Origin of the sequence: Burkholderia metallica (assembly GCF_001718555.1) — a bacterium.
GTDB classification, from domain to species: Bacteria; Pseudomonadota; Gammaproteobacteria; order Burkholderiales; family Burkholderiaceae; genus Burkholderia; species Burkholderia metallica.
In genome coordinates, this window is record NZ_CP013401.1 from 1,417,364 (window position 1) to 1,430,836 (window position 13,473).

Sequence of the window (13,473 nt, forward strand, 5' to 3'; positions counted from 1 at the left end):
GGTGCGGTCCGCACGTGTCATGCGTCGAGCGAATTGTCTGCCGAACCTGTGCGGCTTCTGCAGTACACCGCCGTGCGGGGATACGTGTCGCGCGGGTCGATGCGTGTGCATCGCCAGGATGGTTCTACGTTTCGTTTGATCACACGCCTTGAATGAACCGGACTCCGATGTAACGGCCCCGTTCAGGGCTTGCGTTACACGTTCGAAACATTTCCCACGCTTCGACTCGTGTGACGTGAACGGTGTTGCGTGTCGAATAAATCCCCGGTACGTGACTGCGGTCGAGCCGTCGATTGCGTTGCCTGCTGCACAGACGAAAGTGGCGGATCGAGGAAGCGCAACGCGCTTCGACAGAAGCGTGAGATTCGATGCGCTATGGAGCCTGCCGTGAAGTCGAGATTCGTCGGACGACGTCACCGAAAACACCGTGCAATTGCCTGAATGGTTGGCTGTTTCGCACTAGGCCGGCGATGCGGCACGCGTAGCAGTTGTGAAACATTCCGTTGCGCACTGCGTATGCGCGCGGCGTGCGGTGTGAACCGGGTACGGCCGCAGGCCCGCTGGTTTGAATATTGCTGTAGTGGAAGGGCGATAGCGAACACACGTAACGCCAAGCCAAGCCGAACCAGACCAAGCCAGTCCAAGCCAAGCCAGACGAGGAACGACTCATGACGTGACTGATCGAGTGCAACGGGACGCCGGTAGTACGACGATTCGCGTGGCGTTGACCACGTGGACCGGGCGGCGCGCTCGCTGCGCGACACCGCAACGTGTCGATCGCATGCGAGTACGGGAGGCGCCGCCTGAATACATGCTTCGCGCCACGAGCAGGGTCATTCAGCGCGAAATGGCTCAACGAGGATAACGATGAAAAAGATTTTGCTTGTGTTCGGGACTCGGCCGGAGGCCATCAAGATGGCCCCGCTGGTGCGTGCATTGAAGGCGCAGGCAGGGGTCGACGCCAGGGTATGCGTGACCGCGCAGCACCGCGAAATGCTCGATCAGGTGCTGACGCTGTTCGACATCAAGCCCGACTACGATCTCAACGTGATGCGGCAAAGCCAGACGCTGACCGACGTAACGACCGGTATTCTGCAGGCAATCGGCATCGTCTTCGACGAGTTGCGTCCCGACGTCGTGCTGGTACACGGGGACACGACGACCACGCTCGCGGTCAGTCTCGCGGCGTTTTATCGCTACCTGCCGGTCGGACACGTGGAGGCCGGTTTGCGCAGCGGCGACATCTGGTCGCCGTGGCCGGAGGAGTTGAACCGCCGCGTGACCGACGCGGTGTCGTCGTGGCATTTCGCGCCGACCGGGCAGGCGCGCGACAACCTGCTCAGCGAGGGCATACCGGGTGGAGCCGTCGTGCTGACCGGCAATACGGTGATCGATGCGTTGCACGAGGTCAAGCGCATGCTGGACAGCACCGCGGCGCTGACGGAGAAGGTCGCCGGACAGTTTCCGTTTCTCGAACCATCGCGGCGTGTCGTGCTGATCACCGGGCATCGTCGCGAAAGTTTCGGCGCGCCGTTCCAGCATTTCTGCGACGCGCTGTGCACGCTCGCGAACCGCTATCCCGACGCGCAGTTCGTCTATCCGCTGCACATGAATCCGAACGTGCGGGAACCGGCGCGCGCTCGGCTGGGCAGCGTGCCGAACATCTACCTGATCGAGCCGCAGGAATATCTGTCGTTCGTATTCCTGATGTCTCGCGCACATTTCATCATCACCGATTCGGGCGGCATTCAGGAAGAAGGGCCGGCGCTCGGCAAACCGGTGCTGGTTACGCGCGAGACGACCGAGCGCCCCGAGGCGATTCAGGCGGGCACCGCGCGGCTCGTCGGCACCGATCAGGAGCGGATCGTGTGGGAAGCATCGCGGCTGTTCGACAGCGAGAGCGCGTACGGGGAAATGGCGCATGCGAGCAATCCGTATGGCGACGGTCATGCGAGCGAGCGGATCGTTCACGCGCTGATGCGCAATCCGGCGGGGGCCGCGAGGGCGACGAGCTTTTCGATGGGAGCGTCGGACCTGCCGCGCAATGCGCTCACGCTGGGGTTGCAGGCGTTGAGGTCGCCGTGAGCAATGCGATGGCGTGAAGCGGTCGCTTCGAGCGTCAACGCCGTGTGAAGGCGGCGGTGTTTCATGCGCGAATCGATTGCGTATATCCGGCTTTCGTGTGTGCGGGCCGGTTCGCAGACGGAAGACGAGGTCGCGGGTCGACATCCGGCAGGTGACTTCGGGCACCGCCACGCGCGTTGCATGCCGGATACACGCGTGCATCGCGATGCACGCGCCCAGGATCGATGCGAAACGCATGCATTGTCGTCGGATTCGGCGTGTTGTCCTGCGTCGAGCAGGCGACGACATGGATGATCGCCTGTTCGATCGGACCGTTTGCATCGCGCGTGCCGATGCGTGAGGCGCGCTTGCGATCCATCACTTCAAGCACAGCACCGAAGAACGTGGCGGACGCGGCCATGCTGCCTCGCGTCCCCATCGCAACAGGGCCGCTGCATTGATCGGTTGCGTCCGCACCATGCCCGTCACGCGTTACCGATTCTCCGCCGAAATTCCCCTGTTTCCCCCCATCAGTCCCGCGATACGCGCCCGGCGCAAACCAGCCGCACATCGGTTAGAGTTGGAGCCCGGGCCGTTCCGCATACGATTCTGTCAGCCCGGACAGCGGCGTGTTGCCTGAGTGACGGTTTGCATGGGCCAGAATCGACGCTGGCGCGTGCGCCGGTTTCAACCCGGATCGCATGCCCGACAGCCGTCCCCGGCCAGCGCGCCGATTGCAACGCATCAACGCATTGACCGCCGGGTCTGCCGGCGGCGTAGTCCACGAGACGGCACGGGCCGGCGCAGCAGCACGCACCCGCTGTCGTTCGAATCCCCACCCGGCGCCCGTGGTGCGAGGCGGGCGCCCCGACCAGGAGGTGAACGATGATCACGCTGACCGTCAACGGTAGCGAGCAGCATTTCGACGGCAATCCCGACATGCCGTTGCTCTGGTATCTGCGCGACGTCCTCGGCCACACGGGCACCAAGTTCGGCTGCGGCATGGCGCTGTGCGGCGCGTGCACCGTGCATCTCGACGGCGTCGCGATCCGGTCGTGCATCACGCCCGTCGCAGCCGCGTCCGGCAAGGGCGTGACGACGATCGAGGGACTGTCGACGGACCTGACCCATCCGCTGCAGCAGGCGTGGCAGGAACTGAACGTCGCGCAGTGCGGCTACTGCCAGTCCGGGCAGATCATGCAGGCCGCTTCGTTACTGAAGACGAATCCCCATCCGACCGACGCCGACATCGACGATGCGATGTCCGGCAACATCTGCCGCTGCGGCACCTACACGCGCATTCGCGCGGCGATCCGGCTGGCCGTGCGCCGCGGAGGTGCCGCATGAGCGCGCCCGAACTTTCCGTTCACAACGAGAGCCGCCGCGCGCTGCTGCTCGGCTTCGCATCCGGCGGGCTGCTGCTCGCGTTCGGCGTGCCGTCGCTCGTGTGCGCGGCCACGCCGGTGCAACCGCCCGTCAGCGCGAATCCGCAGTACGGCGGTGCGGGGATGCCGCACGGGTTGCGCGACGATCCGCATCTGTTCGTCGCAATCGCACCGGACGGCACCGTTACCGTGACCTGCATCCGCTCCGAGATGGGGCAGGGCGTGCGCACGAGCGTCGCGCTCGTGGTAGCGGACGAACTGGGCGCGGACTGGGCGCGCGTGGCGGTCGCGCAGGCGGTCGGCGACGAGCCGCGCTACGGCAACCAGAACACCGACGGCTCGCGCAGCCTGCGCCAGAGCTTCGCCGCGTTGCGCCGCGCGGGCGCGGCCGCGCGCACGATGCTCGAGCAGGCCGCGGCGGCGGCGTGGGGCGTCGATGTGCGACAGGTCAAGGCGACGGTGCACGAGGTCGTCGACACGAAGAGCGGACGCAAGCTCGGCTTCGGCGAACTGGCGGCGAAAGCGGCCGCGCTGCCCGCGCCGGATCCGGCAACGGTGGTGCTGAAAACGCCAGCCGAATTCCGCTATATCGGCAAGGGTGAAACGGCGCTGATCGACGGACGCGACATCGTCGGCGGCCGCGCGCACTACGGGATCGACACGCGGCTCGACGGGATGCTGTACGCGGTCGTCGCGCGACCGCCGGCGTACGGCGATATCGTGGCATCGTTCGACGCATCGGCGGCGCAGAAGCTGCCTGGCGTCGTCAAGGTCGTGCCGCTCGAGCCGACGCCGCTGCCGTCCGGTTTCCAGCCGCTCGGCGGCATCGCGGTCGTCGCGCGCGATACGTGGACCGCGATCCAGGCGCGCGCGCAACTGAAGATCGACTGGAAGCACGGACCCAACGCGAACTACGACTCGGCCGCGTATCGCAAGACGCTCGAAGCGGCCGCCGCGCAGCCGGGCGACGTGATCCGCAACGACGGCGACGCGGCGGCGGCGCTGGCCGGCGCCGCGAAACGCGTGCGCGCGACGTACTACATTCCGCATCTCGCGCACGCGACGATGGAGCCGCCGGCGGCGGTCGCACGCGTGGCCGACGGGCGCTGCGAAGTATGGACCTGCACGCAGGCGCCGCAAACCACGCGCGACGAAGTCGCGAAAGCGCTCGGGCTGCCGACGGAGCGCGTGACGGTCAACGTGACGTTGCTCGGCGGCGGCTTCGGCCGCAAGTCGAAGCCCGACTACGTGGTGGAGGCGGCACTGCTTTCGAAGGCGGTCGGCGCACCCGTCAAGCTGACGTTCACGCGCGAGGACGACATCGCGCACGACTATTTCCATGCGGTGTCGCTCGAGGCGTTCGACGGTGGAATCGATGCGTCGGGGAAAGTGGTCGCGTGGCAGCATCGCACGGTCGCGCCGTCGATCCAGTCGACGTTCAGGGCCGGCGTCGTGCACGAGCAGCCCGGCGAGCTCGCGCAGGGCATCGCGGACCTGCCGTTCGCGATTCCGAACGTGCGGATCGAGAATCCGGCCGCGGAAGCCCACACGCGGATCGGCTGGTTCCGTTCGGTCTACAACATTCCGCATGCGTTCGGCATCCAGAGCTTCGTGTCGGAGCTCGCGCACGCGGCCGGCCGCGACCCGAAGGACTTCCTGCTCGACCTGATCGGGCCCGCGCGGCGATTCGAACCGCACATCACGGTGAAGAACGTGAACTATGGCGAGGACCCGGCGCTGTATCCGATCGATACCGGGCGGCTGCGGCGCGTGGTCGAAACGGTCGCGCGCGGCGCCGGCTGGGGCCGCAAGCTGCCGAAGGGGCACGGGCTCGGAATCGCCGCGCATCGCAGCTTCGTGTCGTATACGGCGGCGGTGTGCGAGGTGCAGGTCGATGCCGACGGCAAGCTCACGGTGCCGCGGGTCGACATCGCGATCGACTGCGGGCCGCAGGTCAATCCGGAGCGCGTACGCTCGCAGCTCGAGGGCGCGGTCGTGATGGGGCTCGGCATCGCGCTGCACGGCGAGATCACGTTCAAGGACGGCCACCCGGAGCAAAGCAACTTCAACGGCTTCCAGGTGCTGAGAATGAACGAAGCGCCGCGCGAAATCCGCGTGCATCTCGTCGCACCGGACGATTATGCGACGCCGCTTGGCGGCGTGGGCGAGCCGGGTTTGCCGCCCGTCGCGCCGGCGCTCACCAATGCGATCTTCGCGGCGACCGGCACGCGCATTCGTAGCCTGCCGATCGCCGATCAGCTCGCGAAGCCGAAAGCGGGGTAACGACACATCGCGCGCCGGGCCGTTTGCGCGGCCCGGCGTGTGCGCCTCGCGCCATCCCGCCATCGCACGCCGTCCATTCATGCATCGCATGGGCATGTCAGTTCGACGGCTTCCGCCCGTGATTCGACCGACCGGGCCGCGCTTTCCAGAATCAACTGCCGGATTTCAATCGCGACATAAACGCCCGGCATTCTCAATGAAAATAGAATAAAACGCCCGCGGACATCGGGTTTGCCCCATGGTGCGGTATCGTACAAAGAGAGTCCGGAAAGTAACCGATCATTGGCGCGTCGAATTCAGAATTGTAAAAAGTTCATTTGTTTTGAAATTCCGATGTCGATCAATCATGCGCGATGTTTAGTTGTTTTGATGAACGGCATTAAAGCGTAAACATTCCAGGTCGAGCCTCGGGCGGATATTCATTCTCGTTTTGCGTGGCGTGCAGGGCGTTGCGGCGCCGATGCGCGGTGGCGCCCGCACGTCCGATGGCTTGCGTCGTCGGGCGCGGACGCCAGGCGGACAGGGTTTGCTTTTCAGGTGGCGATAGACGGCGCACATAGGACGAATCGGTCGATCGATACATCCGATTCGGCGGGATTGTGCGCGTTATTCAGGCGAGCGGGTTAATTCAATCGGGTTCGAATAATGTAACCGCGTCGTCCGAAAATTAAAGATATTTAACGTATTGATCAACGTCGCAATTGCGGCGTCGTTCGATGCCCCGCTAGATGGGTTATCTAGCATTCTCAATCTGGAGAAATGCAATGCAAGAACTGAATCATCAGGAAATCGCACAAGTTTCCGGCGGCTACTACAGCGGCCCGGGCATCCCGTCCGCGCTGGGCAACATCATCGAATGGGCCGGCAGCACCGCCGAGAACATCGGCAATACGCTGACGCTGGGCATTTTCGCCGCGCCGGTCAAGCAGGCATACAACATCGGCGAGACGATCACGACCGCCGCCGTGAACCTGCTGGACGGCCTGTTCGGCGGCCCGCAGTACTGAGACGCCCGCGTTGAGGCAACGCGGTAGACGCCGCGTTTCCCGATGATGGAACCGACGATCCGGTATGCACGGGTCTTCTTTGTATACCGGATCGCTTGTGGCTGTTCCCGCGCGTGGAAGCGGGACGGGCGCCGTTTCCGATATTTGGCGATACGTTGGCGAAAATGGAGTTCGGTCTCTTTCGTTCCGAAGCGGCACAGGCGCAGCGCAGGCGCGTGCTGGGCGACATCGTGCTGGTGCACCCGCTGTCGACGACCGTGCTGACGGTCGTGGCGATGGTCATGGCGACCTGCGTGGTGCTGTTCTTCACGTTCGGCACGTATACGCGGCGCACGACGGTCGCCGGGGTGGTGATGCCGGATTCGGGGCTGGTCAAGGTGTATGCATTGCAGCCGGGCATCGTCGTCGAACGAGACGTGAAGGAAGGGCAGCACGTGAGCCGCGGACAGACGCTCTATACGGTGTCGACCGACCTGCAAAGCGCGGCCCAGGGCGCGACGCAGGCCGCGTTGATCGCACAGGCGCAGCAGCGCAAGGCGTCGCTGCTCGCGGAAATGGACAAGACGCGCAGCCTGCAACAGGACGAGCGCGACACGCTGCGCGCGAAGATCGCGAACCTGAAAGGCGCGCTCGCGCAAATCGACGACCAGCTCGCGGCGCAGCGGCTGCGCACGTCGATCGCGGCCGACGGCGCGAAGCGCTATCGCGGGCTGCTCGCACAGGATTACATCTCGAAGGACCAGGCGCAGCAGCGCGAAGCCGACTTGCTCGACCAGCAGTCGAAGCTGAACGGGCTGCTGCGCGATCGCGCATCGACCCTGCAGTCGCTCACCGAGGCGAGCAACGAACTGTCGGGGCTCGGCTTCAAGCAGCAGAACCAGCTCGCGCAGATCGACCGCAACGTGATCGACGTCGACCAGAACCTGATCGAAAGCGAGGCGAAGCGCCGGATCGTCGTCACCGCGCCGGAGGCCGGCATCGTGACGGCCGCGATCGCCGACGTCGGCCAGTCGGTCGATACGTCCCGGCCGCTCGCGAGCGTCGTGCCGGGCGGCGCGCACTGGCAGGCGCACCTGTTCGTGCCGAGCGCGGCGATCGGCTTCGTGCGGGTCGGCGAGCCGGTGCTGGTCCGCTATCAGGCATTCCCTTACCAGAAATTCGGCCAGTACGAGGCCAGGGTCGTGTCGATCGCGCGCACGGCGCTGTCGGCGACCGAACTCGCGAACGACGGCGGCCCGGCGGCGACGCCGGGCGAGCAGCGCGACGCGACCTTCTATCGCGTGATCGTCGCGCTCGACGCGCAGCACGTGACCGCGTACGGCGCGAAACAACCGTTGCAGGCCGGCATGACGCTGCAGGCGGACATCCTGCAGGAACGCAGGCGCCTGTACGAGTGGGTGCTGGAGCCGCTGTACAGCCTGACCGGCAAACTCTGACGAGCACGCGCATGGCATTACTCGATCGACTTTCGTTCGGCCTCGGCCGCAAGCTGCCGATGGTCCTGCAGACCGAAGCAGCGGAATGCGGCCTCGCGTGTCTCGCGATGGTGGCCGGCTATCACGGCCACCACGTGGATCTCGCGACGCTGCGCGGGCAGTTTCCCGTGTCGCTGAAGGGGGCGGGCCTCGGGCGCGTGATCGAGGTCGCGCAGCGGCTGTCGCTCGGCACGCGCGCGGTGAAGCTCGACATGGATCAGCTCGGCCAGTTGCGCGTGCCGTGCCTGCTGCACTGGAACTTCAACCACTTCGTCGTGCTGAAGGAAGTGAACGGCAAGACCGCGACGATTCACGATCCGTCTCACGGCATCCGCAAGCTCTCGCTCGCCGACGTCTCGCGCGCGTTCACCGGCGTTGCGCTGGAGCTGTGGCCGACCTCGGGCTTCGCGCCGCGCGCGGCGCGGCCGCAGGTCAAGCTGCGCGAACTGCTGGGCCCGGTGTCGGGGCTGTCGCGCTCGCTCGCACAGATCCTCGTGCTGGCGATCGCGCTCGAAGTCTTCATGCTCGTGCAGCCGTTCTTCCTGCAGTGGGTGATCGACGAAGTGATCGTGAGCGCCGATCGCGACCTGCTGACGGTGCTCGCGCTCGGCTTCGGCCTGCTGCTGCTGATGCAGCAGGCGACCGGCGCGATTCGCGCGTGGGCGCTGATGTACGTCGGCGTCACGCTCAACATCCAGTGGCGCGCGAACGTGTTCACACATCTGCTGAGCCTGCCGGTGCGCTATTACGAACGCCGCCATCTCGGCGACGTGGTGTCGCGCTTCGGCTCGATCGACACGATCCAGCAGACGCTGACCACGTCGTTTCTCGGCGCGGTGATCGACGGGCTGATGACGCTGGTCACGCTCGCGATGATGTTCGTGTACAGCCGGGTGCTCGGCCTCGTCGCGCTGGCCACGATGGCGCTGTATGCGCTGGTGCGCTGGATGTGGTACGCGCCGCTGCGGCGCGCGACGGAGGACCAGATCGTGCATGCGGCCAAGCAGCAGAGCCATTTCCTCGAGACCGTGCGCGGCGTGAAGACGATCAAGCTGTTCAACCGTCAGGCCGAGCGTCGCGCGAGCTGGATCACGCTGCTGGTCGAGCAGGTCAATGCGAGCCTGCACGTGCAGAAGCTGCAGATCTTCTATCAGCAGCTCAACGGGCTGCTGTTCGGCATCGAGAACGTGCTGGTGATCTGGCTCGGCGCGCGGATGGTGATGGACGGCCAGTTCACGGTCGGCGTGCTGATGGCGTTCAACGCGTACAAGAGTCAGTTCGACAGCCGGGTCGGCAGCCTGATCGACAAGTATTTCGAGGTCAAGATGCTGCAGTTGCAGGGCGAGCGGCTGGCCGACATCGTGTTCGCGGAAGCGGAACCCGACGCGACCCTGCGCAACGTGCCGGGCGAGGCCGAGGAACTGGATGCGAGCATCGAGATCGACGGGCTGTCGTTCCGCTACGCGGACGGCGAACCGCTGGTGCTGGACGGCGTCAGCGCGACGATCGCGGCAGGCGAATCGGTCGCGATCGTCGGGCAGTCCGGTTGCGGAAAGACGACGCTGATCAGCGTGCTGCTCGGGATTCACGAGCCGACGGGCGGCGCGGTGCGCATCGGCGGGCTCGACGTGGCCCGGCTCGGCATCGAGCGGCTGCGCGGGCTGGTCGGCACGGTGCTGCAGGACGACGTGCTGTTCGCGGGCTCGATCGCGGACAACATCAGCTTCTTCGATCCGGAAGCGGACCCGCATTGGGTGGCCGAATGCGCGCGCATCGCGGCCGTGCACGACGACATCGCGGCGATGCCGATGGGCTACAACACGCTCGTCGGCGACATGGGCACGGTGCTGTCGGGCGGCCAGAAGCAGCGCGTGCTGCTGGCGCGCGCGCTGTACAAGCGGCCGCGCATCCTGGTGCTCGACGAAGCGACGAGCCATCTCGACATTCAGCGCGAGATGCAGGTCAACGCGGCCGTCACGCAGCTCGCGATGACGCGGCTCATCGTCGCGCACCGGCCGGAGACGATCGCATCCGCGCAGCGCGTGATCATGCTGCAGGGCGGGAAGGTCGTGCTCGACCAGTCGACCGCGGCCATGCGCGCGGCGGCCGCGGCGAAGTCGGCGGCCGTTCCGGCAGCGTCGCGCCAGGCGCCGCACGATGCCGGCCCGGTACAGCCGGTCGCGGGGCGCTAGATGATGAAGCGCTCCCTCGCCATCGTGCTGGCGGCCGTCGCACTCGCAGCGGTGGCGCCGCCCGCGTGCGCGCAGATGCTCGACGTCTATCGCACGCGCGACGACGTCGCGGCGACGCAGGCCGGCTCGATGGTGTGGGCCACCGCCTGCGGCGCACGGCGCGTCGACGACCGGCCGCTCGCGCTCGAGGACGCGATCCTGCAGGCGATCTGTTCGCATCCGCAACTGAGCCGCACGTGGGCGGACGCACGCGCGGCGACGGCTGAAGTCGGCGTGTCGAAGGCCGCGTACCTGCCGACGCTGAATGCGACGGCCGGCATCGAGCGCGACAACGTGAACACGACCTATACGGGCGGTTTCTCGAACGGGCAGCGCAGTACCAGCCGCTACGGCATGCTCAGCCTGAGCTGGGTGCTGTTCGACTTCGGCAAGCGCGGCGCGAACCTCGATCGTGCGCGCGCGTTGCTGCGCGCGGCCAACGCGACGCACGACGACGCGTTGCAGAGCGTGTTCTACAACGCGGCGCAGGCGTTCTACGCGCTGCGCGACGCGCAGGCGGCGCTGGAGGCGGCGCAGGCGGTCGAACGCGCGGCGCAGGAGAGCCTCGCCGAAGCGAGCGCACGACACGCGGGCGGCGCGGGCACGCTCGGCGACGCGTTGCAGGCGCAGACGACCTATCGCAAGGCGCTGCTCGACCGCGTGAGCGCGGAGGGCGATTTGCAGAACGCGATCGGCACGCTCGCGACGACGCTCGGCGTCGACGCGGACACGCCGCTGCGCATCGCGGATGCGGAACCGTCGCCCGATCGCGACGAGTTCACGCGCGGCGTCGCGAGCCTGATCGCCGAAGCGAAGCGCGATCACCCGAAGCTGGTCGCCGCGCGCGCGAAGCTCGAAGCGGCGCGCGACCAGATTCGCACCGTGCGCGCGCAGTCGATGCCGACGATTTCGCTGACGGGCAGCCTGTCGCGCAACAACCCGTCCTATCAGCAGCAGCCGTCGCTGTTCCAGTTGCAAAGCAGTCACGGCAATTCGATCGGCATCCAGATCTCGATCCCGCTGTTCGAAGGATTCGCGTCCGGGTATCGCATCGCGGAAGCGAAGGCGCAGGCGGACGCGCAGGAAGCCGACGTGCGCAACACCGAACTCCAGGTGTCGCTCGACGTGTGGAAGAGTTACCAGAGCCTGCAGACCGACACGGCGAACCTCGACAACTCGCAGCATCTGCTCGACACCGCATTGCATTCGCTCGACATCGCGCGCGGCCGCTACAAGGCCGGCGTCGGCACGTTCACGGATCTGCTGAATGCGCAGTCGGCGCTCGCCGATGCGCGGCGCCAGCGCGTGCTCGCGGTGTCGAAGTGGCGCACCGCGCGACTGAAGCTGGCCGAGAGCCTCGGGAGGTTGGGATTATGGAACGACGCGGGTTGAGTGACGCGCGGCCGAACGCGGTCGACGCAACGGCGCGAGGGTGCGCATTCCTGTTCCCGGGACAGGGGGCGTTCTATGCGGGCGCGCTGCGGCAACTGGGCCGCGAACACCGCAGCGTGCGACAGGTGCTCGACACGATCGACGCGGTCGCGGGCGAACGGCTCGGCCGTCCGCTGACGGGCGCGCTGTGGCGCGACGATGCGGGGATCGATACGTGGTTGCGCGAAGCGCCGGACCTGTTGCAGCTCGGCATCTTCGGCGCGTCGGTCGGGATGTTCGGCGTGCTGCATGCGAGCGGCGTCGCGCCTGACGTGCTGATCGGACACAGCTTCGGCGAGATCGCGGCGCTGGTGTGCGGCGGCATGTATTCGATCGAGCAGGGCGCGCGGATCGTGTGCGACCGGATCGCGTCGTTGCAGGCGGCCGCGCCGGCCGACGGCGTGATGGCCGCGATTGCGGCGGACGCCGACGCGACGCGCGCGCTGATCGAATCGAGCGCGATCACGCACGCGGTGCGCAACGTGTGCGTCGCGGTCGAGAACCACGCGTCGCAGACCGTCGTGTCCGGCCCGCGCACCGCGCTGGAATGCTTCGTCTCGGTATGCGAGGCGCAGGGCGTAAGCGCGCAGACACTCAGGTCTCCGTATGGTTTTCATCACCCCGATCTCGCCGATGCGCGCGCGCAGTTCGCCGCGCGGCTCGCCGCGTATCGGCCCGGCCCGCTCGCGATTCCGGTGTATTCGCCGATTCTCGGCCGCCGCTACAGCAGCAGCGACGATCCCGGGGCGCGGCTTGCGTCGCATTTCGTCCTGCCGGTGCGGTTCGCGGACGCGATTCGCGCCGCGCGCGCGGACGGCATCACACGCTATGTCGAATGCGGCGCGCTCAATGCGCTGGCGCGCATCGTCGTGCGCATCGCGGGGCCCGGCACGGTCAGGACGTTCGGCGGCCCGTCGAACGCGGCGGAGGAATCGAGCGTCGTCACGACGATCACCCGTTATTTCCAGGAGGACAGCATCATGAAAGACGATATTCGCATCAGCAACGCAGGCTCCGGTTTCGACGCGTTCTGGCATGCGCGCGGACCGCACATCGTCGACTGGCTCAAGGGCGAACTGCGTCACGCGTTCGACGCGGCGAGCGCGGCACCGGCCGGCGCCGCACCGACCCCCGCGCCGTTCGCGCCGCAGCCGGAGCCGGCCGTCGCGTCCGCGCCGCGTCTCGCGGCCGTGGGCGGCCCGGCACTGACGGCGGGGCCGGCGCCGTCGGCGCCGCACGACCCGGGCACCGCCCCGACCGCACCCGCCGCGGCGCGCCCCGCGCACGTGCCGCGCGAGCGACTGTTCTCGGAACTCGTCGATATCTACGCGCAGGCGATGGAGTATCCGGCTGAAGTGTTCTCGGAATCGATCGAGCTGGAAGCCGAACTCGGCATCGACTCCGTCAAGCAGACCGAGATCATCCAGCGCATCACCGCGCGCTACGCGTTGCCGCCGCTGCCGGCGAATTTCCGCAGCGGCGATTTCAGGACGATGGGGCAGATCGTCGATTTCGTCCACGAGAACCAGGGGAAGGCGGCCGCCTGACGGCCGCGGGCCGAAGCGTTGGTCGGCAGGGGGGGCCCTGCCCGTAATCA

The 13,473-nt window shown here is 66.9% G+C and carries 9 protein-coding genes; 8 read left to right on the forward strand and 1 reads right to left on the reverse strand.

Features of this window, described 5'->3' with window-relative positions; translation table 11 throughout:
* Positions 1 to 867 precede the first annotated feature (867 nt).
* Positions 868 to 2,085, forward strand: a complete 1,218-nt coding sequence (gene wecB / locus WJ16_RS06355; RefSeq protein ID WP_069256329.1) for a non-hydrolyzing UDP-N-acetylglucosamine 2-epimerase — start codon at positions 868 to 870, stop codon at positions 2,083 to 2,085.
* A 61-nt stretch (positions 2,086 to 2,146) separates the two neighbouring features.
* On the opposite strand, the gene WJ16_RS06360 is transcribed toward wecB, so the two are convergent.
* The gene (locus WJ16_RS06360) at positions 2,147 to 2,485 is read right to left on the reverse strand and encodes a hypothetical protein (protein WP_157126726.1); all 339 of its coding nucleotides are present in this window, start codon (positions 2,483 to 2,485) and stop codon (positions 2,147 to 2,149) included.
* Between the two features lie 464 nt (positions 2,486 to 2,949).
* Here WJ16_RS06360 and WJ16_RS06365 point away from each other — a divergent pair, with 464 nt between their 5' ends.
* The 7 genes from WJ16_RS06365 to WJ16_RS06395 all read left to right on the forward strand — a co-directional run bounded on the left by WJ16_RS06365 (position 2,950) and on the right by WJ16_RS06395 (position 13,423).
* Entirely contained in the window at positions 2,950 to 3,411 is a 462-nt protein-coding gene (locus tag WJ16_RS06365; protein ID WP_069256331.1) for a (2Fe-2S)-binding protein, read from the forward strand.
* Positions 3,408 to 5,732 carry a xanthine dehydrogenase family protein molybdopterin-binding subunit gene (locus tag WJ16_RS06370; RefSeq protein ID WP_069256332.1) on the forward strand — a complete coding sequence of 775 codons (2,325 nt, stop codon included), beginning with the start codon at positions 3,408 to 3,410 and terminating at the stop codon, positions 5,730 to 5,732. Before WJ16_RS06365 ends, WJ16_RS06370 begins: the two co-directional genes overlap by 4 nt.
* A gap of 764 nt (positions 5,733 to 6,496) precedes the next feature.
* Positions 6,497 to 6,739, forward strand: coding sequence for a hypothetical protein (locus WJ16_RS06375; protein ID WP_069256333.1), 243 nt, complete (start codon positions 6,497 to 6,499; stop codon positions 6,737 to 6,739).
* A 164-nt stretch (positions 6,740 to 6,903) separates the two neighbouring features.
* Positions 6,904 to 8,175: an HlyD family secretion protein gene (locus WJ16_RS06380; protein ID WP_069256334.1), complete on the forward strand. Its 1,272-nt coding sequence runs from the start codon at positions 6,904 to 6,906 to the stop codon at positions 8,173 to 8,175.
* Between the two features lie 11 nt (positions 8,176 to 8,186).
* On the forward strand, positions 8,187 to 10,406 hold the full coding sequence (locus WJ16_RS06385) for a peptidase domain-containing ABC transporter (RefSeq protein WP_069256335.1): 2,220 nt from the start codon (positions 8,187 to 8,189) through the stop codon (positions 10,404 to 10,406).
* Positions 10,407 to 11,837, forward strand: coding sequence for a TolC family protein (locus tag WJ16_RS06390; RefSeq protein ID WP_069256336.1), 1,431 nt, complete (start codon positions 10,407 to 10,409; stop codon positions 11,835 to 11,837). It abuts the gene before it with no gap.
* Positions 11,819 to 13,423: an acyltransferase domain-containing protein gene (locus tag WJ16_RS06395; protein ID WP_084636007.1), complete on the forward strand. Its 1,605-nt coding sequence runs from the start codon at positions 11,819 to 11,821 to the stop codon at positions 13,421 to 13,423. Before WJ16_RS06390 ends, WJ16_RS06395 begins: the two co-directional genes overlap by 19 nt.
* The last annotated feature ends 50 nt before the right edge of the window (positions 13,424 to 13,473 follow it).